This is a genomic window from Arthrobacter sp. 179 (assembly GCF_052379645.1).
Lineage (GTDB): Bacteria > Actinomycetota > Actinomycetes > Actinomycetales > Micrococcaceae > Arthrobacter_H.
Window position 1 is genome coordinate 1 of the sequence record NZ_JBQSYU010000031.1, and the last position, 21,882, is coordinate 21,882.

Annotated in this window: 16 protein-coding genes and 2 tRNA genes; 9 read left to right on the forward strand and 9 right to left on the reverse strand. The window is 67.9% G+C overall.

Annotated features, from left to right (window positions below):
* Window positions 1-56 precede the first annotated feature (56 nt).
* A complete protein-coding gene (locus tag ACT3UE_RS14485; RefSeq protein ID WP_444555497.1) occupies window positions 57-815 on the forward strand; it encodes a uracil-DNA glycosylase in 759 nt (252 codons plus the stop codon).
* Between the two features lie 9 nt (window positions 816-824).
* Here ACT3UE_RS14485 and ACT3UE_RS14490 read toward each other — a convergent pair whose 3' ends face one another.
* Window positions 825-3,128 (reverse strand): threonine/serine exporter family protein, encoded by a 2,304-nt coding sequence (locus ACT3UE_RS14490; protein WP_444555496.1) that lies wholly within the window; start codon window positions 3,126-3,128, stop codon window positions 825-827.
* Window positions 3,129-3,327: 199 nt separating this feature from the next.
* Here ACT3UE_RS14490 and ACT3UE_RS14495 point away from each other — a divergent pair, with 199 nt between their 5' ends.
* Window positions 3,328-5,493: an MMPL family transporter gene (locus tag ACT3UE_RS14495; RefSeq protein WP_444555495.1), complete on the forward strand. Its 2,166-nt coding sequence runs from the start codon at window positions 3,328-3,330 to the stop codon at window positions 5,491-5,493.
* 86 nt (window positions 5,494-5,579) lie between these two features.
* On the opposite strand, the gene ACT3UE_RS14500 is transcribed toward ACT3UE_RS14495, so the two are convergent.
* Window positions 5,580-5,656 (reverse strand) — tRNA-Val (locus ACT3UE_RS14500).
* Window positions 5,657-5,938: 282 nt separating this feature from the next.
* Here ACT3UE_RS14500 and ACT3UE_RS14505 point away from each other — a divergent pair.
* From ACT3UE_RS14505 to ACT3UE_RS14515, 3 genes are all read left to right on the forward strand, one after another.
* Window positions 5,939-6,697, forward strand: a complete 759-nt coding sequence (locus ACT3UE_RS14505; protein ID WP_444555494.1) for an MgtC/SapB family protein — start codon at window positions 5,939-5,941, stop codon at window positions 6,695-6,697.
* Between the two features lie 153 nt (window positions 6,698-6,850).
* Complete coding sequence (locus ACT3UE_RS14510; RefSeq protein WP_444555493.1) at window positions 6,851-7,207, forward strand: DUF4190 domain-containing protein; 357 nt, start codon at window positions 6,851-6,853, stop codon at window positions 7,205-7,207.
* Between the two features lie 83 nt (window positions 7,208-7,290).
* Entirely contained in the window at window positions 7,291-7,893 is a 603-nt protein-coding gene (locus ACT3UE_RS14515; RefSeq protein ID WP_444555492.1) for a hypothetical protein, read from the forward strand.
* Window positions 7,894-7,970: 77 nt separating this feature from the next.
* Here the strand turns inward: ACT3UE_RS14515 and ACT3UE_RS14520 are convergent.
* Window positions 7,971-8,047: transfer RNA gene (locus tag ACT3UE_RS14520), tRNA-Thr, on the reverse strand.
* A 113-nt stretch (window positions 8,048-8,160) separates the two neighbouring features.
* The gene (locus tag ACT3UE_RS14525; RefSeq protein ID WP_444566937.1) at window positions 8,161-9,030 is read right to left on the reverse strand and encodes a DsbA family protein; all 870 of its coding nucleotides are present in this window, start codon (window positions 9,028-9,030) and stop codon (window positions 8,161-8,163) included.
* A gap of 177 nt (window positions 9,031-9,207) precedes the next feature.
* On the opposite strand from ACT3UE_RS14525, the gene ACT3UE_RS14530 reads away from it, so the two are divergent.
* From ACT3UE_RS14530 to ACT3UE_RS14545, 4 genes are all read left to right on the forward strand, one after another.
* Entirely contained in the window at window positions 9,208-10,692 is a 1,485-nt protein-coding gene (locus ACT3UE_RS14530; protein ID WP_444555501.1) for an alpha,alpha-trehalose-phosphate synthase (UDP-forming), read from the forward strand.
* A gap of 2 nt (window positions 10,693-10,694) precedes the next feature.
* A complete protein-coding gene (gene otsB, locus ACT3UE_RS14535) occupies window positions 10,695-11,468 on the forward strand; it encodes a trehalose-phosphatase (RefSeq protein WP_444555490.1) in 774 nt (257 codons plus the stop codon).
* A 62-nt stretch (window positions 11,469-11,530) separates the two neighbouring features.
* On the forward strand, window positions 11,531-12,676 hold the full coding sequence (locus ACT3UE_RS14540; RefSeq protein WP_444555489.1) for an ABC transporter ATP-binding protein: 1,146 nt from the start codon (window positions 11,531-11,533) through the stop codon (window positions 12,674-12,676).
* Window positions 12,677-12,779: 103 nt separating this feature from the next.
* A complete protein-coding gene (locus tag ACT3UE_RS14545; protein WP_444566938.1) occupies window positions 12,780-14,144 on the forward strand; it encodes a DUF4032 domain-containing protein in 1,365 nt (454 codons plus the stop codon).
* A gap of 36 nt (window positions 14,145-14,180) precedes the next feature.
* Here ACT3UE_RS14545 and ACT3UE_RS14550 read toward each other — a convergent pair whose 3' ends face one another.
* From ACT3UE_RS14550 to ACT3UE_RS14570, 5 genes are all read right to left on the reverse strand, one after another.
* Window positions 14,181-15,608 (reverse strand): NCS2 family permease, encoded by a 1,428-nt coding sequence (locus ACT3UE_RS14550; RefSeq protein WP_444555487.1) that lies wholly within the window; start codon window positions 15,606-15,608, stop codon window positions 14,181-14,183.
* Window positions 15,609-15,701: 93 nt separating this feature from the next.
* Window positions 15,702-17,012: a guanine deaminase gene (locus ACT3UE_RS14555; protein WP_444566939.1), complete on the reverse strand. Its 1,311-nt coding sequence runs from the start codon at window positions 17,010-17,012 to the stop codon at window positions 15,702-15,704.
* A complete protein-coding gene (xdhC, locus tag ACT3UE_RS14560) occupies window positions 17,009-17,812 on the reverse strand; it encodes a xanthine dehydrogenase accessory protein XdhC (protein ID WP_444555485.1) in 804 nt (267 codons plus the stop codon). Before xdhC ends, ACT3UE_RS14555 begins: the two co-directional genes overlap by 4 nt.
* Before the next feature lie 15 nt (window positions 17,813-17,827).
* Window positions 17,828-20,197, reverse strand: coding sequence for a xanthine dehydrogenase molybdopterin binding subunit (gene xdhB, locus ACT3UE_RS14565; protein ID WP_444566940.1), 2,370 nt, complete (start codon window positions 20,195-20,197; stop codon window positions 17,828-17,830).
* Window positions 20,194-21,849, reverse strand: a complete 1,656-nt coding sequence (locus ACT3UE_RS14570) for a xanthine dehydrogenase small subunit (protein ID WP_444555483.1) — start codon at window positions 21,847-21,849, stop codon at window positions 20,194-20,196. The genes xdhB and ACT3UE_RS14570 overlap by 4 nt, the downstream gene beginning before the upstream one ends.
* Window positions 21,850-21,882: the final 33 nt, after the last annotated feature.

Here is a 21,882-nt window from a genome sequence, read left to right on the forward strand (position 1 = left end):
CGAATTACATCCATGTCATTTGCCGCGTGGCGTCCTCCTGCGGGGAGAATAGCCCCATGGAAACCGCTGCCGAGCACACTCCCTGGCCCATGGCCCCCGACTGGGCGGCGGCACTTGCGCCCGAGATGCCCCGGTTGCAGAAGCTCGATGCCGAGCTTTCCGCCCGCCGCGACGCCGGCGAACAGGTGCTGCCCGCCGGCGACCACCTGCTGCGCGCCTTCCACCGTCCGCTGGCCGATGTCAAAGTCCTCATCCTTGGTCAGGACCCCTATCCGACGCCCGGCCATTCGACCGGGCTGGCCTTCGCCGTCGACGCCTCGGTGGACCCGTTGCCGCGCAGCCTGAAGAACATCTTCACCGAGTACTGCCAGGACACCGGATATCCGTTCCCCGCTTCCGGGGACCTGACCCCCTGGGCCGAGCAGGGGGTGCTGCTGTTGAACCCGATCCTGTCGGTGGCCGCCGGGGACGCCGGATCGCATCGGAAACTGGGGTGGCAGCAATTCACCACCGCAGCGATCACCGCACTGGTTTCACGCCGGGCCCCGCTGGTGTCGATCCTGTGGGGCCGGCACGCCCAGGGCTTCGAACCGCTCCTGGGGTCGACGCCGGTGATCACCAGCGCCCATCCCTCGCCGTTGTCCGCACGGCGCGGCTTCTTCGGCTCGCGTCCGTTCTCCCGGGCCGACGAACTGCTCACCGCCCAGGGGGCGGCCCCCGTCCAATGGCGTCTGCCCGGGGCCGAGGGCGGCCGTGGCGGCTCCGGGGCGGGGGCGCCGGACACCGAGGTCACGGAGCCACTGCCGGGTTTATAGCCTGCTCCGCTAACGGCGGCGGATCCGCCGCCGCTCGTGGGTGATCCACCCCTTGGTGAAGGGACGGGCGACGGTATCGCCGAGCACGACGCCGCCGGCGATGGCCACGATGATCGCGAAGGCGTTGAACATCTGCAGCAGCCCCACGGACATGTCGCCCGCGTCGATCGTGATGCCATACATGGCCCTGAAGATCGTCAGCCCGGGCAACAGGAAGGTCACTGCCGGGACGGCGACCACCAACTGCGGGGCGGTCATCTTCATGGCCACCCAGCGGCCCACGCCGCCGACGACGATGGCGGCCACGGCCGGGGCCATCCGGTCCCCCACCCCGACCGACTGGGCGAGCAGGTAGGCCAGATAGCCGGTGAGGGCCACCCCGGCGGTGGGCAGCAGCAGGCTGCGAGCCGTCTGTTCGAACAGGGACACACAGAACACAGCGACCCCGACCAGGAAGGCCAGGAACGCCGTCGGATAGGTGATCTGGTCGATGTTGGCCACGTCGAGTCGGCGCATTCCCAGCAAGGTGCCGGTCACCAGCGCCGCGGTGATCCCGGCGATGATGGCCCCGTAGATGAGCATCGAGGAGAAGAAGCGGCCCGCTGCGGTGACCGGGAATCCGTTGATCGCGTCCTGGACCGCCGACACGAATCTCGACGAGGGCAACAGCAACATGATCCCGCCGGCCACGACCACCGCCGGGGAGATCGGGGCGTTGACCGCCCAGAGGAGCATGGCGATGCCCGTGGTGACTGCCGAGCCGAGTCCGATGGTGAAGAACTCGGGGACCTTCCAGCCACCCACCACGTTCATGATGCCGGTGATCAGGCAGAACGAGACCAGGGCCACCAGGGCCCCGAACCAACTGCCCCCGATGAACATGACGAAGGCCGCGCAGAACCCGCCACCGCCCACGGTGGCCAACCACCGGGGGTAGGGCTTGGGCTGACGCAGGATCTCGTGCAACCGTTCGGTGGCCTGGGTACGGGTGACTCCCCCGGCGATGATCTCCGAGACCAGTCCGTGCAGCAGCGCCAGGCCCCGGTAGTTGCCCGTCCAGGAACGCACCACCCGCAGCAGCGACACCGGGTTCTGGTCCTGCGGGGCATAGTTGATGTGGATCGACTGGTTGGTGATCTCCACATCGACATTGCTCAGACCCAACGAGGCGGTGACCGCGATGACGCTGGTCTCCGCCTGCAGGGCACCGGCACCGAAACGGAACATCGACTCCGCCATGTCCAGCGCGAATTCCAGGGTTTGGCGGGCGTTGGCGTCGTACTCGCCGGGGGTCTGGATCAGCGGGTTCGCGTAGGGGCTGCCCACCAGCCGGTCCACGATCGAGAACGCCTGGGTCGGCGGCGACTCCGTATGCATCAGCTTCGAGAACGCGCGCTTGGCCGCCGGGGTGGCCTTTCCTGCGGCCCGGGCGACGGTCGGCAACGGATTCGGCGCGTGGAACGGCGCGGGGGCCGGCCGTGTCGGCCGCGGAGCGGTCTTCGGTGCGGCGGTATTGGTCGGCCCGGTGCGGGCCTCCGGCGGGAGAACGTTGGAAACCCTGGCCACGGCGGGGTCGATGGGCACGGCGGTGGTCGTCGGAGGGGACTTCGGTGCCGGCTTGGGACGCCGGGCCGCGGGGATCTTCCACGGGGCCGGTTTGCGGGTGGAGCCGGCTGCCGGGGTCGCGGCAGCATCCCCGGCAGGCGTGGTTCCGCCCTGGGTGGACCCGCCCGGTGTCATACCCGGCCACCCGGGCCGGGTCTTCCGCGAAGCGGTCCGTGCAGGTTTGATGCGCTGCTCGGGGGAGGTCGGAGCCGGGGCTTCGCCGGCCTGGTCCGTGTCCCGGGCCGGTGGGGTCGCGGCACCCTTCCCTCCGGGGGTAGGCGTATCGGTCGGCGGCGCGGCGACGGGGACTTCGGCGGTGCGGGGGGTGATGCCGTCCCACACCGGTTCGGTCTTGGAACGGTCATCAGGAGAGCCGGGCAGGTCGACACTGCCGCTGGGCAGGACATGGTCGGCCCGTGGGCGGGCCTGCTCCACGGCGTCGGAGGCCTCGGGGGTATACGCCAGGGCGCCGGTGGGTTCGGTCTTGACCCAGTCGTCGTGGTAGCCCGGTGCGGTGTCCTCGGTGTCGGAGGCCGCATCGTCGTCGTTCTCGGTGGAACGGCTTGCGGACCGGGCCAGTCGGCTGAAGAGGCCTGCGGGCTGCTTGATTTCCGACGTCGGAATACGCGGAATCGACCCGGCCTTCGGGTTCGGATCCTGCGTGCGTGTCGTGATTTCGGAGGGCTCCGGCTTGTCGCGGTCGGACACGAACTCTCCTGTTCTGACGGGGTTTCCTGTAAGCAACTCTACAACCGCGGGCAAGCCCCGAAGCGGCGTGGACCCGCCGATGTGTCCAACATCAAAAACCGCCCGGACACGGGATCAACCGATCGGTTGATCCGGGCTGCCGCGGGGCTCCGTAGCGTCGAAGACAACCCGACGAGAACCCCTCCAGGAAGGCCCCACCATGACGTCCCTCGATACCAGGAAGCCCGCCGTGGGAGCCCCGGACCCCGGATCCGGGCCGCGACGGCGGGTGCGGATCCTGATCCCCGCGGTGTTGATCATCCTGTGGTTCGTCGCCTTCTCCATGGGCGGCCGGGCGTTCTCGGAAGTCAACGCGGTCTCGGTCAACGACCCGGCCGAACACCTGCCGGCGAGCGCCGAAGCCACCCTGGTACACGAACTCCAGCCCGGGTTCCGCTCCTCCGACGCCCTACCGGCCACCCTGGTCTTCACGGCCGACTCCCCACTGGATGAGGAACAGCTCCAGGGGATCCAGGGGCTGCTCGATGACGTCCAGACCCTGGACACCGTGGTCCCCGGATCGGTCTCCCCGGCCCGGCCCAGCGAGGACGGTCTCGCCGCAGTGAGCTTCGTTCCGTTGAAGACCCACGCCGCCGACGGCTCGGATATCAAGACCCGCGTCTCGGTGGAGGACCTGCGTTCCTTCCTGGCCGAGAACCCGGTCCCGGGGGTCTCGACCTATGTGGCCGGCCCGGCCGGCATGAGCGCCGACATCGGCGGTGCCTTCGCCGGCTTGGATGGCCTGTTGCTGCTCGTTGCCCTGGCCGTGGTCCTGGTCATCCTGGTCATCGTCTACCGCTCCCCGCTGCTGCCGATCATCGTCCTGGGCACGGCCATGGCTGCCTTGACGGGGGCGATGGCACTGGTCGTCGCTCTGGCGAAGGCCGGGGTGCTGACCCTGTCGGGGCAGACCGAGGGGATCCTGATGATCCTGGTCATCGGGGCCGCAACCGACTATTCACTGCTCTACGTCTCACGCTTCCAGACCGAACTGGCCCGGTTCGGGCGGGGCTGGGAGGCCACCTGGGCCGCCCTGCGCGGGGCGATCGGCCCGATCCTCGCCTCGGGTGGGACGGTGATCGCCGGTCTGCTGTGTCTGCTGCTGAGCGAGATGAACTCCCACCGCATCCTGGGCCCGGTCGCCGCCCTGGGCATCGTCTTCGCCATGCTGGCTGCGCTGACGCTGCTGCCGGCCTTGCTCATGTGGGCCGGCAAGGCAGCCTACTGGCCCCGCAAGCCCCGGGCCCTGGATGCCGATGCCCCGGCCACCCGCGACGAGGGCACCGACACCGAGAAGTCCAGGGCCTACGCCCGCACCGGACGCGGGCTCTGGCCCGCGGTCACCCGACTGGTCTCCTCCCGCCCGCGCACGGTCTGGATCGCCACCGCCCTGTTGCTGGTCATCGGCACCCTGGGGGTGGGCCAGTTGAAGGCCGACGGCATCTCCCAGACGGACTTCGTCATCGGGCAGACCGGTTCCAAGGCGGGCCAGCAGGCCCTCGGCGAACACTTCGCCGCGGGGTCCGGCGCCCCGACAGTGGTCATCGCCCCGGAGGACCAGGCCCGGGACGTGACCGCCGTGCTCACCGAGGACCCCGGCGTCGACGCGGTGGGCCGCCCCACCGAACACGACGGCCAGGTCATGCTCAATGCCACGTTGAAGGACGCCCCCGAATCAACGCAGGCCGAAGAGACCGTCCAACGGCTGCGCACCGAGTTCGACTCCCCCGCCTTCGACGACCAGGTGCTGGTGGGTGGGGACACCGCCGTCGCACTGGATACCCGCGACGCCTCCATCCACGACCGCAACCTGATCATCCCGATTGTCCTGGGGGTGATCGCCCTGATCCTGGTGGTGCTGCTGCGGTCGATCGTGGCTCCGCTGATCCTGGTGGCCAGCACGGTCCTGTCCTTCGGCACGGCACTGGGCGTTTCGGCACTGGTCTTCAATTCGGTGTTCGATTTCCCCGGCGCCGACGCTTCCGTGCCGCTCTATGGTTTCGTCTTCCTCGTCGCCCTGGGCGTGGACTACAACATCTTCCTGATGACCCGGGTCCGCGAGGAGGCCTCCATCCACGGGGCCCGGGTGGGGATCCTGCGTGGGTTGCGGGCCACCGGCGGAGTCATCACGTCCGCCGGGCTCGTCTTGGCTGCGACCTTCGCCGCCCTCGGGGTGCTTCCCGTGCTGTTCCTGGCACAGCTGGGCTTCATCGTGGCCTTCGGCGTGCTCCTGGACACCATCGTGGTCCGTTCCCTGCTGGTCCCTGCCCTGGCCTACGACCTGGGCGAGAAGCTGTGGTGGCCCGGACGCAGCCGGAAGGCCTGATCCCGGCAGCGCCCGTCGCTGAACCGCGCCGACAGACGGTCACGACGACACGAAAAACCCCTCGTCCGTTGCCGGACGAGGGGTGATGGTGGTTCTTACTGGATTCGAACCAGCGACCTTTCGCGTGTGAAGCGAACGCTCTAACCAACTGAGCTAAAGAACCGGATGTCACGCCACGATGGCGTACCTAGAAAGGGTACCGGAGGCGTGGCCCGCCACCAAATTAGTCGAGCCCCTCGTGACCCCTTTCGCATCCTTCCCGATCTCCCCTCCCGACGCACAGCCACCGGCAGCATCCGGCGGTCCCGCCCCCGACGAATGGCACCTGGGGTAAAATCCGGCGCATGGATGTCTCCCGCCCCGGCGCCAACGCCTCGAGGGGCAATGCGGCGGAGACGGGATCGGGCAACGGCGGGTTCTTCCACGCCATGAGGGAGTCGGAATAATGGTGCTGTCCGGGCAAACCACCTGGTGGCAGATGCTCATCTGCCTGGCCGTGGCCCTGGTCCTGTCCACGGCCATCGGATTCGAACGCCAACTCAAGGCCAAGTCGGCGGGCATGCGCACCCACACCCTGGTCGGTGTCGGTGCCGCCCTGTTCACGATCGTGAGCAAGTACGGGTTCTCCGATGTGATCGCCCCGGCCGTCCAGGACCACATCAACCTCGACCCCTCCCGGGTGGCGGCCCAAATCGTTTCGGGCATCGGTTTCATCGGCGCAGGGCTCGTCTTCGTACGACGCAATAAGGTCCGTGGGCTGACCACCGCCGCCTCGGTGTGGCTGACCGCGGCCATCGGCACGGCCTCCGGGGCCGGGCTGATCATTCCCGCGGTCTTCGTGGTCTTCGCCCACTATGTGGTCGCCTACACCTATCCCTGGCTCGTGCGCCGCACCTCCCTGGGCAACCGGACCGAACATGGCCTGCGCGTCAGTTACGTCGATGGCACCGGGGCCCTACGGGCCATCCTGCAGGCCTGCACGACCCAGGGATTCCAGATCCAGGGGTTCTCCACCGAACGCGAAGACGGTGGCAGCGGTGGGACCATGAGCCGGCTGATGAAGGGGGCAGAAGCGAAATCCGCCGCCGGCGAGGTCGGGGTCGAGCTCGAGATCGAAGGGACCGGGGCCCTCAACGAGCTGGTCCACCGGCTCTCGGAACTGGCGAACGTCACCGGTGTCACCGTGGAGGACCAGGCCGAATAGGCTGGGACCGGCAGTGCCCACCGGCGGAGAAGAATGCCGGGCGGGGCCGGAACAGCAGGAGAACTACGAAGTAGCGCGTTGCGGTGGCCTGGCCATCGCCAAGAAGGAGGACCCACGGGCGGACTACAGGCCTGGCATCTTTTGATAATCCTGGTGGTCGCCGCCGTGGTCACCGCCGCCGTCGTCGTGATCATCCTGGCGGTCTGCAAACCGAGGGCCGGTGTCGGCGCGCGCCACGGAGCGGGCCTGCCCCAGGGGCCGCCGCCCCAAATCGGGTACACGATGAACGGGCAGCCGATATACCAGCAACCAGTCCCGGCTCAGACTAACGTGCTCGCCATCCTGGCCCTGGTCCTGGGGCTGTTCACCGGCATCCTCGGTATCGTCTTCGGACACATCGCCCGTTCCCAGATCCGCAGCACCGGCGAAGGCGGAGCCGGATTGGCGCTCGCCGGACTGGTCATCGGCTACGTCTGGGTGGGACTCTTCCTGCTGCGCGTCGTCCTCTAGACCCCGTCCTCCCCCTCCGGCCCCACCCCCCGATGAAGGCGGGTCGGCGCCATCCCCTCCGGGCGATGCCCTACGCTATGGCCATGGGCCGTTACGACGATCAACCGATCGAGTTCACCGCTTCCCGAAGGCGGAAACCACAGCGTCGCTTGAAGGGGGCCCGCGTCGGATCACTGGTCGCCGCGGGAGCACTCGTCCTACTGATTTCCGGCCCCGCTCCGAGTCCGACGGAAGCCAAATGGGTCGACCCCGAGCACGCCTCGGCGAACGTGACGGCGTTGACCGTCCCCTCCCTTTCCGCGCCCCCCACGTGCGAAACACTGGACGTAGTCCTCGGGCCCCGGAGGAAGGAAGCGAAGATTGTATGGAAAGCGCCTGAAGAAAAGCTTTCAGCTCCGATGCGCTACGAAATCAGGACGACCAACACCACGGCGGAGCCGACCACGACGAAGTCCATTTTCCTGAAACAGGGAACGACGTCGCATACCTACTCGGATCCCACGCTCGGCGGCCTGGATTTCAAGGAGACGACCACCCTGGAGGTGCAGGTGCTGGTTGTCATTCCCGATTCCCAGACCAACCCGACCCGTGCTCTCTGGGAGAGCCCCGCGCCACCAGCCGCGCAGACCGTAACGTGGAACCGAATCGATATATCCAGGGGCAGCTATAGGTGTGCGGGCGACTAGCAACCCCGCGGGAACACCGGTGGGACCCGGACGGCCCCGGGCAGCGCCGGGCAGCGCCGGGCAGCGCCGGGGAATGGTGGAGCCCCCTGCCGGATTCGAACCGGCGACCCCCTGTTTACAAGACAGGTGCTCTGGCCAACTGAGCTAAGGAGGCGGATGCGCCGGATGCCCGGCAGCATGAACAAGATTAGCCCAGGTGCCCTCCGGTGCGGAAACGGGCGGCTCCCGCCGCAGCAGGAGCCGCCCGGACGGCGATAGCGGCCGGGGCTACTTGTTATCCGCCACTGCCTGGTCGAGGACCTCCTTGAAGTCCTCCTCGCCGATCTTCCATTCGTGGCCGTTGATGTAGGCGGCCGGGGTTCCGCCGACTTCGTACTTCTGGAACCCGGCGTTGACGTATTCCGCCCAGGGCCGGAATTCGGTGCCGTCGGCGCAGGAGGAGATGTCCCCCGCCCCGGATTGTTCGGCGATCTTGGCCAGCTTCGCGTTGGGCAGGCCGGAGCCGCCTTCCTCCGGCTGCTGTTCGAACAGCGCGGTCAGGTAGTCGCTGAACGCCTCGGGCTTGGCATCGGCAACACAAGCCACCGCGTTGGCGGCCCGCGAGGAGTAGTTCGTGGAGGACATGCGGTCCAGGAACGTGGCGATCCGGTATTCGAGGGTGATGTCGCCGTCGTCGGCCAGCTTCTCCAGATCGGCACCGTATTGGCTCTCGAAGTCCTTGCAGACCGGGCAGCTCATGTCCGCGTAGATGACGACCTGGACGGGGTCGCCCTTCTTGCCTTCGGTCACCCCGCCGGGGACGCTCTTGCCGTCGATGCTCCCGGCATCGGGTACCGCATCCTTGTCGACCGACATGGTCGGGGTCTCGGTCAGGCCGTCCGAGGTGAGCGTGTATCCGCCGTACTGGTTGCCGTGGGCCGGGGCCTGTCCGGCATCGGGGATGCTCGTCTTGTTGTTCTGCATCACGAGCGTCACGACGACGGCGATGATCGCGATGATCGCCACCAGGACACCGAGCTTCAGGAACAGGGAGTTGCGTTTCTCTGCCGTCTGTTGCCGTGCGTGGAGCTGTCGAGCCTGCTCACGGGCGGTGGCGTTCCTCTCGGCCTTCGGCGGCCTCGGGGTGTTTGATGCCATGAAAGTACATTCCTACTCTGCTGGATCGGACGGGAAACCCCACTTAGTTTAGGGCACCGTTCCTGTGTGCCCGCCGTGAAGGGAGTGCAGGGCCCGCCCCGGGCGCATAAGCTCGGGGCAGAAGAGGTACGTCCACGCACCCCAAGGAGGCAAGCCGTGCCCAATACAGTGAGCAGCATGCAGGATTACCGGAGCACGACGGCGTCACGCGAACGCCGCGCTCCGGTCACCGCCGAGAAGAAGGCAGTCACCGGCGAATTTGATTTCGTGGTCGTGGCCAACCGTCTGCCCGTGGATCGGGTCGTCACCGCCGAGGGCGTCTCACAGTGGCGCCGCTCCCCCGGTGGCCTGGTCACCGCGTTGGCCCCGGTCATGGCCTCGGCCGAGGGTGCCTGGGTCGGATGGCACGGTGCCACCGACGAGGAGCTCGAGGAGTTCAAGGAAGACGGCATGCATCTGGTTCCGGTGCCGTTGAGCCAAGAGGATGTGGAGCTGTATTACGAGGGGTTCTCCAACTCCACCCTGTGGCCGCTCTACCACGATGTGATCATGCCCCCGGAGTTCCACCGCACCTGGTGGGACCGTTACCGCGAGATCAACGTGCGTTTTGCCGAATCGGCAGCAGCGGCCGCTTCCAAGGGCGCCACCGTGTGGGTGCAGGACTACCAGCTCCAACTCGTCCCCCGCCTGCTGCGGGCCATGCGCCCGGATCTGAAGATCGGTTTCTTCAACCACATCCCGTTCCCTCCGATGGAGATCTTCGCGCAGCTGCCCTGGCGCCACCGCGTCCTGGAGGGGATCCTCGGCGCCGATCTGATCGGTTTCCAACGCCAGTCCGATGCCAGCAACTTCCTGCGCTGCGTGAAGCGCTACCTCGGGTTCACGGTCAAATCCCAACGCGTGCACGTCCAGGACGAGGACGGCACCCCGCGCCGGGTGGCCCGGGCCGAAGCCCACCCGATCTCCATCGATTCGGCGTTGATCGCCACCCTGGCCGAGGACCCGGCGGTGCTGGCCCGCTCCCGCGAGATCCGCGCCGATCTGGGCGATCCCGATGTGATCCTGCTGGGCGTCGACCGGCTGGACTACACCAAGGGCATCCGCCACCGCATCAAGGCCTTCGGGGAACTGCTCGCCGACCAGGAACTGACCGTGGGCCAGGCCACGCTGGTCCAGGTCGCCAGCCCCAGCCGCGAACACGTCGACCACTACATCACCCTGCGCGAGGACGTGGAGGGCAGCGTCGGACGGATCAACGGCGAATACGACACCATGAGCCACACCGCGGTGCGCTACCTGCACCACAGCTACCCGGTCGAGGAGATGGTGGCCCTCTACCTGGCCGCCGACGTCATGCTCGTCACCGCCCTGCGCGATGGCATGAACCTGGTCGCCAAGGAATATGTGGCGGCCCATGCCGATAACCGCGGGGCCCTGGTGCTCAGCGAATTCGCCGGCGCCGCCGACCAGCTGCGCCACGCCGTGCTGGTGAACCCGCACGACATCGACGGGATGAAGGAGTCCATCATGGACGCCATCCGCATGCCCGAGCAGGAAGCCGCCCGACGGATGCGCATCATGCGCCGCCAGGTCAGCACCAACGACGTCGCCCGCTGGTCGCGCGACTTCCTGGCCTCGTTGGCGCGGACCGAGGAGGACTGAGCATGGCCCTGGATGCCGACCTTCGTCACGCCCTGGAGCGCCTGCGCGATGTCAGGCTGCTGCTGGTGGCCATGGACTTCGACGGCACCATGGCCCCGTTCGTGGACCGGCCCGAGGACGCCCGGGCCCTGCCGGCCGCCGCTGAGGCCTTTGCCGGTTTGGGCGAGCTGGACAACACGGTCACCGCGCTGATCTCCGGCAGGGATCTGGAGAGCCTGCGCACCGTGGCCCGGCCGGAACCCCACGTCCTGCTGGTGGGAAGCCACGGCGGCCAGCGGTGGGCGCCCCCCGAACTGGCCGCCGATGCCGGCGGCCTGGACCTGGGCCGGGACCAGAAGGCCCTGCTGGCCACCGCGGCCTCGGTGCTGGATGAGGTCAGCGCCCGGCATCCCGGGACCACGCTGGAACACAAGCCGGCCGGCGTCGTCCTCCATGTCAGGCAGGCGGAGGCCGCGGTGGGGGCCTCGGCCCTGCGCGAGGCACGCAGCCGGTTGGAGTCCTTGACCGGCCTGGCCCTCTCCGATGGCAAGAACGTCCTGGAGGCCTCAGTCATCCGGGCGGATAAGGGCGCGGGCCTGGACTGGCTGCGCGAGGTCGTCGACGCCGACGCCGTCCTGTTCGTCGGCGACGACGTGACCGACGAGGACGCCTTCGCCGTGCTGCGTCCGGGCGACGTCGGGGTGAAGGTTGGTCCGGGGAAGACCCGGGCCCCGTTCCGGGTCGACGGAATTGGTGACGTCCCGGCACTTCTGCAATCGGTCCTCGGTGTGCAATGATTGTGACACCATTCACAACGGACCGTCGGGCACGTACCTGCCCGTGAGGGGATAGATCAATCATGGCCACTGTCACTTTTGACCAGGCAACCAGGCTCTACCCGGGCACTTCGAAGCCCGCAGTCGACCAGCTCAGTCTCGATGTCGCCGACGGGGAATTCCTCGTTTTCGTCGGACCTTCCGGTTGCGGCAAATCAACATCGCTGCGCATGCTCGCCGGGCTGGAGGACGTCAACTCGGGACGGATCCTCATCGGCGACCGCGATGTCACCGATGTCCCGCCGAAGGACCGTGACATCGCCATGGTCTTCCAGAACTACGCGCTCTACCCCCATATGTCGGTCGCCGAGAACATGGGCTTCGCGCTGAAGATCGCCGGCATCGACAAGGCCGAACGCGCCGAGCGCGTCCGGGAGGCCGCCAAGCTGCTGGACCTCGAGGACTACCTGGACCGCAAGCCCAAGGCCCTCTCCGGTGGCCAGCGCCAGCGTGTGGCCATGGGCCGTGCGATCGTGCGTTCCCCACAGGTCTTCCTCATGGATGAGCCGTTGTCGAACCTCGATGCGAAGCTGCGTGTGCAGACGCGCACGCAGATCGCCTCGCTAACCCGTCGGCTGGGCGTCACCACCGTGTACGTCACCCACGACCAGGTCGAGGCCATGACGATGGGCGACCGCGTCGCGGTCCTCAACGCCGGGATCCTGCAGCAGGTGGACACCCCTCGCAACCTCTACGACCGTCCGGCCAACGTCTTCGTTGCCGGCTTCATCGGCTCCCCCGCCATGAACCTGCTGGAGCTGCCCGCCGTTTCCGGTGGCATCGAATTCGGCAACTACACCTACCCGGTGGACCCGGCCGTCCTGGCTGAGGCCAACGGCCAGACGATCACCTCCGGCGTCCGCCCCGAAGACCTGGAGATCGTCGGGGCCGGTGAAGGCCTGGACGTCGAGGTCGACGTGGTCGAGGAACTCGGCGCCGACGCCTACGTCTACGGCCACGCCACCCTGGATGGCCGCGAGTACCCGATGGTCATCCGCGTGGACGGGCGCAGGCCCCCGCTGAAGGGCTCGACCGTGATGGTCCGCCCGAAGGCCGAGCACATCCACATGTTCGACACCAAGACCGGGCAGCGCCTGGGTGATCCCGAGGCGGCCAACGCCCCGCAGGCCTCGCTGGCCGACGTGGAGAACCTCGTCGATTCCGAGTAACCACCACCGGTAGCCGACGGCGGCCCCGCCTTCACCGCGAAGGCGGGGCCGGCGTCGTTCCACCCGCCTGGCCCGTGGGGCCCGGCGCAGAACCGAGGATGCGATGACCCGCCATTACGCCAGCTGGCACAACGAACCGACCGACTACAGCCAGCACGGCAAGCTCCCCCGTGAAACCGCGATCAGCGACGAGACCCCGCGCACCTCGCTGGGTGGTTCGTTGAACATCACCTCGGCCACCATGGATTCGGCGCTGCTGGACCTGCCGTGGCATATTCCGTTGGAGGACTGGCCGGCCAGGAACCTCGCGGCGCTGCCGCGCGGCATTTCCCGCCACGTCGTCCGCTTCGCCCTGCTCCGTGAAACCGTCATCGCGGTCAAGGAGACCGGGGAGCATATCGCCCGGCATGAGTACCACATGCTGCGCAAGCTCAACCGGTTGGGGGTTCCCTGCGTGGAGCCGGTGGCCGTCATCAGCGGCCGTGCCGACGAGAACGGGGAGGAACTGGACCCGGTCCTGGTGACCCGGCACCTGAAGTATTCGCTGCCGTATCGCGCCCTGTTCTCCCAGCGGCTCCGACGCGAGACGTTGCACCGGCTCATCGACGCCCAGGCCCTGCTGCTGGTCCGGCTGCATCTGGCCGGCTTCTACTGGGGCGATGTCTCCCTCTCGAACACCCTGTTCCGCCGGGACGCCGAATCCTTCGCCGCCTACCTCGTGGACGCCGAGACCGGGGAACTGTACCCCTCGCTCTCCGACGGCCAACGGGAATACGATCTGGAGATCGCCCGGGTGAACATCGCCGGTGAGCTGATGGACCTGATGGAGGCCTCGTTGATCGAGGACTCGGTGGACCCGCTGGCCACCAGCGAGCAGATCATGGACAGCTACCACCGGCTGTGGCAGGAGCTCACCCGGCGCGACCACGTCGATCTGGCCGAACGGTGGCGGGTCGACGAGCGGATCCGCCGGCTCAACGACCTGGGCTTCGACGTCGACGAAATCGCCTTGCGGACCACCGCCGACGGCACCCAACTGCAGATCCAGCCCAAGGTCGTCGACGCCGGGCACCACCAGCGCCGGCTGCTGCGCCTGACCGGTCTGGACGTCCAGGAGTTCCAGGCCCGGCGGCTGCTCAACGACATCGACGCCTTCCGTGCCCGCAAGCATCCGGAGATGGACGAGGAACTCAACGCGGCCCAGTGGGTGCACGAGGTCTTCGATCCCATCACCCAGGCGATCCCGCGTGAACTCCACGGCAAGCTCGAACCGGCCCAACTGGTCCATGAGGTCCTGGAGCACCGCTGGTTCATCTCCGAACAACGCGGCAGCAACGTCCCGATGTCCGAGACCATCGAGTCCTATATCGAAACGATCCTGCGCCACCGTCGGGACGAGGCGGCGATCATGCTCAATCCCCCGTCGGGGGTGTTGGACGCAGTCGACCAGCCCGAGGACGGGGACTAGCACCCCGGGCTGGGTCGACGGCCCCGATCCACGCGGTCAGCCCAGCCAGATCCACCTCACGATCAGCAGTGCCGCGATGAGGTAGAGGATCCAGTGGGCTTCCTTGATCCGCCCGGAGCACACCTTGATGAGTGCGTAGGAGACCAGGCCGACGGCGACGCCCTCGGCGATCGAAAAGGTCAGCGGCATGACGATGATCGTCAGGAACGCCGGCAGGGATTCGGAGATGTCGTCCCATTCGATATGTCGCGCCCCTTCCATCATCAACGCCCCGACGAGGATGAGTGCCGGGGCCGTGGCCGAGGTCGGCACGGCGGCGATGACCGGGGAGAAGAACATCGCCAGGCCGAAGAAGCCGGCGACGGTGACCGCGGTCAACCCCGTGCGGCCCCCTTCCTCGACCCCTGCCGCCGATTCGACGTAGGCGGTCGTGGTCGAGGTGCCCAGGGCGGCACCGCTGAGCGCAGCGAGTCCGTCCATCGAGAACAGGGTCTTCGCCCGCGGCATCTCGCCGTCCTTGCCGATCATGCCGGCCCGCTGGCTCAGCCCGGTGAGGGTTCCGGTGGCGTCGAAGAAATCGACGAAGAAGAACGTGAACACCACCGACAGCAGTCCGGCTCCCAGCGCCCCGCCGATGTCCAGGTGGAAGGCGAGGTCACTGGGCCAGATGGGCATCTGGACCGGAGAACCCCCGAAGCCGCCGAAGGCCGCGAACGTGCCCTCCTCGGCGCCCGGGTAGACCGGCAGCCGGCTGACGACGGCGATGAGGGTCGTGGCGATGATCCCTACCAGGATCGCCGCCTTGACCCGCAGTTTCATGAGCACGGCGATGATCAGCAGCCCGAGCAGCCCCAACCACACATGTGGTTTGGTGACGTCGCCGATGCTGACCAATGTCGCGTCGTCACTGACGACGAATCCCATGTTCTTCATGCCCAGGAAGGCCAGGAAGGCACCGATTCCTGCGGTGATCGCGTACTTCATGCTGATCGACAGGGCCCGGGCAATCGCTTGCCGGACCCCGAAGATGCTCAGGATGATGAACAGCACCCCCGAGATGAACACGGCACCGAGCGCCGTCTCCCAGCGGTATCCCAGCCCCAGGACCACCGTGTAGGAGAAGTAGGCGTTCAGCCCCATGCCGGGTGCCTGGGCGAAGGGGTAGCGGGCGATCAGACCCATGTACAGCGAACCGAGGATCGCCGCCATGCAGGTGACCATCACCAGTTGGGTGAACAGGTTCCCCACATCGGGCATCTGCCCGGCCATGGCATCGTTGAGGATGCTCGGGTTCACGAAGATGACATAGCTCATCGCCAGGAACGTCGTGATGCCGGCGCGAAACTCTATGCCGTAGGTCGACCCGTGTTCGCTGACCTTGAAGTATCTGTCGATCGCGCTCCGGTGCGCGGCGGAGGTTTTTTCCGGTGGAACACTTTCCCGTTTCGGGGTGTTGGTACTCATTGTTCTCCTTTGAACTGTGGTGGAACCACCATGACGTGGCGCATCGGGTCCGCAGTGGACGATGGCCCGCCTGATCCGTGGGGATCCCGAGGATTACTCTGGCGTACGGGTACGGGTCGCCACACCCCCCATCCAGACGCGGTCGATATCCGCGCTGGTCCCGTTGGCGAAGACTGCGGCAAGGGCGCGATCGGCGCTGACGGCGTTCCGCAGGATGGCTTCGAGGGGGGTCCCGGATGGCGGGTTGACCTCGATCGCGTCGAAGACGGCGCCGACGCTGAGATGGCCGACGTCGTCATGGCCCAGGGCGCGGGCCCCGGACACGGTGGCCAGATGGAGCAGATGAGCCGGCCCCAACGCGAGGCCGTTCGGTTGCAACTGCTGGTGGAAGTAGGCCTGTAGGCCTTCCTTGAACTGGTTGAATCCGGTGCCGGCCCCGACATCGGAGCCCAGCGAGACCCGCACCCCGGCTTCGAGGTGTCTGCGCAACGGAAACAGGCCGCTGCCGAGGGAGGAGTTCGACGACGGACAGTGGGCTACCGCGGTCCCGGTCTCGCCCAGCAGGGCCAGTTCGGCATCGGTGGGGTGGACGTTGTGGGCCAATAGGCTGCGGGGCCCGAGCAAGCCGTGCCGATCGTAGACGTCGCTGTAGCTCGAGGCGGTCGGGAACAATGCGGCCACCGCCGCCATCTCCGCCTGGTTCTCGTTGACGTGGGAAGTGAAGAACAGGTCGGGGGCGCCCTCGAGGGTCTCCCGGCAGGAGTCGAGCAGGTCGGGGCTCGCCGAGAGCGCGAACCGCGGGGTCACGGCGTATCGCAGCTTCCCCTTCCCGTGCCAGCTGTCGATCAACCCCGCCGCGTCGGCGGCCGCCCGTTCCGGGGTGGTGTGGAGGTCCTCGCGCAGCTCCTGGTCCGCCACCACCAGTCCCGCGGTCATCCGTAGTCCGCTGTGGTGCGCGGCCCGGAACAGGGCGTCGGTGGCCGGGACGTAGTGGGCCCCGAAGGCCAGGGCGGTGGTGGTTCCGGCACTGATCAGTCCGTTCACGAACTCGTCGGCGACCGCCCGGGCATGGGCCGGGTCGGCCATGCGGGCCTCCTCGGGCAGGGCGCAGTGCTCGAGCCATTCCAGCAGCGGCATCCCCAGTCCACCGATGATCCGCAACTGCGGGTAGTGCACATGGGTATCGACCAGCCCGGGGAGCAACAACCCCTCGATGCCGGTGAGTGTCGCGGACGGATGGAGTCGTTGGGCCTCGGCGAGGGAGCCGCGGAAGGTGATGACACCTTCGGTGACGGCGAGCGCACAGTCCTCGGCGCGCAACCCGCCGCCCTCGAAGGGGTCCCGGGGGGTGTCCAGGATGCGGCCGTGGAAGATCGTCGTGGGAGCAAGGTCGTCGTGGATCATGGGGTGGCTTTCTGGAAGACGCGCATGAGGTCGGCGGCGACGCTGATGGCGATGACGGCGGGGTGTTTCCCGGTGAGATCGGGAACCCCGATCGGGCATTGGATACGTTCGATGGCTGCGTCGGCATGGCCTTCGGCAGCAAGTTTCTTGCGGAACCGGGACCATTTCGCCGAGGAGCCGATCACTCCGATGCTCCCGAGACTCCCGCGCCGCAGGGCGGCGTCGCAGAGGATCAGGTCTTCGGCGTGGTCATGGGTGAGGATCAGGACATGGGCGTCATCAGGGAGTTCGGCGATCAGGGTCTCGGGGGCCGGCAGGGTGTGCAGGTGCACGGTGGCCGGGCCCTCGCTCAACGTGGCGGTCAGGGTCTCGTCGACCATTCCCCGCCTGGTATCGGCCAGGTGGAGGGTCAGCTCGGTCCTGCTGAGGATCCGGGCCAGTTCCTTGCCGACGTGTCCGGCCCCGAAGACCGCCACCGTGGGGCGGCGGCCGATCGGCTCCATGAGCACCCGGACGGTGCCGCCACAGCATTGGGTGCCGTAGGCGACCTGTGCGTGCTCATTGAGGCCGAATTCGGTTTCGGCCACCTCCTCGGCCCCCTGACGCAGCATCGTGCGGGCCTGTTCGGTGACGGTTGCTTCCATGTTGCCCCCGCCGACGCTGCCCGAGGTGGTGTCCGCGGCGATGAACATCTTCGCGCCGACTTCGCGGGGCGAGTGTCCGCGCACCTCGATGATCGTCGCGAGTATCCCGGCGGTCCCGGTGGCGCGGGCACGGCTGAGCCCGGTGATCCAATCCATGCTGTTCCACCCCCGTCATTCGGCCGGCAGGGCCGGGGAGGGGGTCCTCCGACGGACCTGGTCCAACGCCCAGTACACGGCTTCGGGGGTGGCCGGGGACGGCAGTTCGACCTGCTGTCCCGGCTCGCCGAAGGCCGCGGCGGCGGCCCGCAAGGCCTCCCGCACCGCGATCGAGAGCATGAGCGGCGGCTCCCCCACCGCCTTGGACCCGTAGACGCTGCCATCGTCGGTGGGGTGGACATACAGATCGACGTTGAACACCTGCGGCAGTTCCGAGAAGGAAGGCAGCTTATAGGTGCTCGCCGCCTGGGTCAGCAGTTTGCCGCGGTGCGGGCCCTCGCTGGTATCCCAGCGCAGGTCCTCCTGGGTGAGCCATCCGGCGCCCTGGACGAAGGCCCCCTCGATCTGCCCGAGGTCGATCAGCGGCGACAGCGAACTACCGACGTCGTGCAGCAGATCCACCTGCCGGGTCGTATACGCCCCGGTGTACCCGTCGACCTCGACCTCGGCCACGGCGGCACCGCGGGAGTAGTACTTGAACGCATTGCCCTGGTAGGTGCTCGGATCGAAGTAGAGGCCCTCGGTACGGAAGTAGCCGGTCGCCGAAAGGGAGACGCGTTGCTGGTAGGCCGTCTCGACGAGCTCGGCCCAGTCCACGGTGTTCTTCGTCCCCAGACCACTGACGACTTCGCCGCTGATGCGCACATCGTTGGAGTTCACGCCCAGCATGCCGGCGGCCACCGGGGCCAGCCGGTCCAGGATGAGTTCGCAGGCGTTCTTCACTGCCCCGCCGTTGAGGTCGGAGCCCGTCGAGGCGGAGGTGGCCGAGCTGTTGGGCACCTTATCGGTCCGGGTCGGGGCCAGTCGCACCCGGCGCAACGGCAGGCCCAACGCGGTCGCGGCGACGTGCAGCATCTTGGTGTGCAGCCCCTGGCCCATCTCCGTCCCCCCGTGGTTGATCAGCACCGATCCGTCCCGATAGATCAGCACGAGGGCCCCGGCCTGGTTCAGGACCGGCTTGTTGAACGAGACACCGAACTTCACCGGGGTGATGGCCAGGCCCCGTTTGACGTGCTGGTTCCCGGCGTTGAAATCGGCGACGTCGCGCAGTCGGGCGTGGTAATCGCTGCTCTGTAGGAGCGTGTCCCAGATGTCTCCCATGCGCGCGGCCTGGCTGACCTCCTGCCCATAGGGGGTCCTCTGGCCCGGGGCGTAGAAGTTCCGGCGGCGGATCTCCTCTTCGTCGATGCCCAGTTTCGTGGCCGCCTGACCCAGCAGGTCCTCGGTCACGATCATCCCTGCCGGGGCACCGAATCCACGGAAGGCCGTATGGGAGGTCTTGTTCGTCCGGGCGATCCGGCCGACGACGTGGACGTTGGGAAGGTAGTAGGCGTTGTCCACGTGGCACAACGCCCGGCTGACCACCGCGGGCGAGAGGTCGACGCTGAACCCCCCATCGGCGGTCAGCACCGCCTTATAGGCCAGGATGTGACCCTCGTCGTCCAGCCCGGCCTCCCAGGTGGCGTGGAATCCGCCTCGTTTGCCGGTCATGGTCAGATCCTGGGTGCGGTTCAACCGCAGGCTCACGGGCCGGCCGGTGAGCACAGCCCCCAGGGCGGCGACGGAGGCGAACGCGTTGGCGTTCGTTTCCTTCCCGCCGAAGCCTCCCCCCATGCGCAGGCACTGCACGGTCACCTGGCTCGAGGAGATCCCCAACACCCGGGCGACGACCTCCTGGGTGTGGCTCGGGGCCTGGGTCGAGGACTGGATGAAGACCTGTCCCCCCTCGTCGATGGTGGCAAAAGAGGCTTGGGTCTCCAGGTAGAAGTGTTCCTGGCCCTGGATGTCGATCCCCCCGCTGAGACGGTGCGGGGCCGTCGCCAGGGCCTCATCCGCGTCGGCACGGTGCAGGGTCCCCGTCGGTCCCTGGAACGCCCCGGCGGCGATGGCCTCCTGGGTGGTGATGATGGAGGGCAGCTCGGTCTGGGTGATCTCGATGGCCTCGCTGGCCAGCCGGGCCTGTTCGAGGGTCTCGGCGAGGACCCAGGCCACGGGTTGGCCGTGGAACTGCACTTCCGCGGGGAAGAGGGTCTCGTCGCCGATGTCGCCGTAGTCGTTGAGACCGGGGACGTCTTCCGCGGTGAGCACCCGGACCACCCCCGGCATGGTCCGGGCCGTGGACGTGTCCAGGGAATCGATGCGGGCGTGGGCGCAGAACACCTGCAACGGCCAGGCATGCAGGACGTTGGCGGAACGGTGCGGCAGGTCGTCGGTGTACAGCGCGTGACCGGTGACGTGGTCCCACGCCGCCTCATGTGGCATGACGACCCCGGCAGCACTGTCCCGGGGGATGTCGGCCAGGGGACGGGACGAGAACGGTTTCATGATCCGACCTCCTCGTGGAAGCGGCGTATGGATTGGGCGAGCGTGGCACTGCGGTAGGCGGCGCTGGCCCGGTGGTCGGACATCGGTGTCCCTTCGGCCTCCATGACCTCCGCGGCGGCCTCGAACGTCCGGGCCGTCCATGGCTGGCCGAGCAGCGCGGCTTCGGTGTCCCGGGCGCGCAGCGGCGTGGCGGCGGCTCCCCCGACGCCGATGCGGATGTGCTCGATGCTCCCGTCGGTGACGGTCGCGGCGATGGCCACCGCCACCGAGGAGATGTCGTCGAATCTGCGTTTGGCGACCTTGTAGAACCTGGCCACCGGCGCCATGGGTGTCGGGATGCGCACCGCACGGATGAGTTCATCGGCCTCACGCACGCTTTGCCGGTACCCGGTGAAGTATTCGGCCAAGGCCACCGTCCGGTCTCCTCGCGGGGAGCTGAGCACCAGATCGGCGTCCAGGGCCAACAGTGCCGGGGCCAGATCGCCGATGGGTGATCCGGTGCCCAGGTTCCCGCCGATCGTCGCGGCATTGCGGATCAGTCGGGAGGCGAACAGGGGGAAGAGTTCGGCGAGCAGGGGCACCGATCCGTCCAGGCGCCGCTCGACTTCCGACAGGGTCAGCGCCGCCCCGATCTCCAGGTGGTCCCCGTCCTGGCGGAACCGCCGCAGTTCGGGCAGCTGGTCGATGGCGATGGTCAGCGGGGCGCGGCGATGCTTGATGGTCAGCTCGACCCCCCAGTCGGTCGAGCCGGCCAGCAGGACCGCTTCCCGGGTCGAACCGAGCAGTTCCAGAGCTTCGGCGAGATCCGCCGGGCGCACGAAGGTGCCGGACTCGCCGTCGAGGCGCAGTGGCCTGCTGGCCGGCGCCGGTTGGTTCCGCCGCCGGGCGATCGGATCATCGGGATCGACCTCGCCGAGGGCGAAGGCCGCATCGCGGATGGGCCGGTAGCCGGTGCAGCGGCACAGGTTTCCCGACAGGGCATGGAGGTCGAATCCGTTGGCCCCGATCTCCGGTTCATGCCCGGAGGTCGATTCGTATCTGGTGGCTGGTTCGGTCCTGGTCTCCGTGGGCGCCGAGGTCCGTGGGGGCAGCCAGGATTCCAGCGGTCTGGCCTGGTCGTCGGCGACCATCGGCCAGGGAAGTTCGTTGCCCGAGGGGACGGGCTCGGCGGTGGAGACGATTTCCGAGGTCGAGGGGGCCGAGCCGCAACCACCGGGGCCGCAGGCGCAACCGGTCCGGTCTTCACGGTAGTACTCGGCGGCCATCGAGGAGACGAACCCGGGGGTGCAGTAGCCGCACTGGGAACCGCCCCGCTGGGCCATTTCCTGCTGCACGGGGTGCAGCGCCTCGGCGGAGGCCAGCCCCTCGGCGGTATAGATCTCCTGACCGGCCAGCGCGGCGGCGGGGACCAGACATGAGTTGATCGAGGTCCAGCGGGTGCCACCGTCGCCGTCGGGGCGGGATACCATCACGGCGCAGGCCCCGCATTCGCCCTCCGCGCAGCCCTCCTTCGGGCCGGTGATCCCGCTGCCGCGCAGCCACTGCAGCGTGGTCGTATGCGGGGCGACGTCGGCGACGGACATCCCCCGGTCGTTGACGCTCACGGTCGTGGCGGACGCGTCGTGGGCGGTGTGATCGGCAATTCCGGTCATGATTGACCCTCCTTCGACCTATCCAGCCAGAGA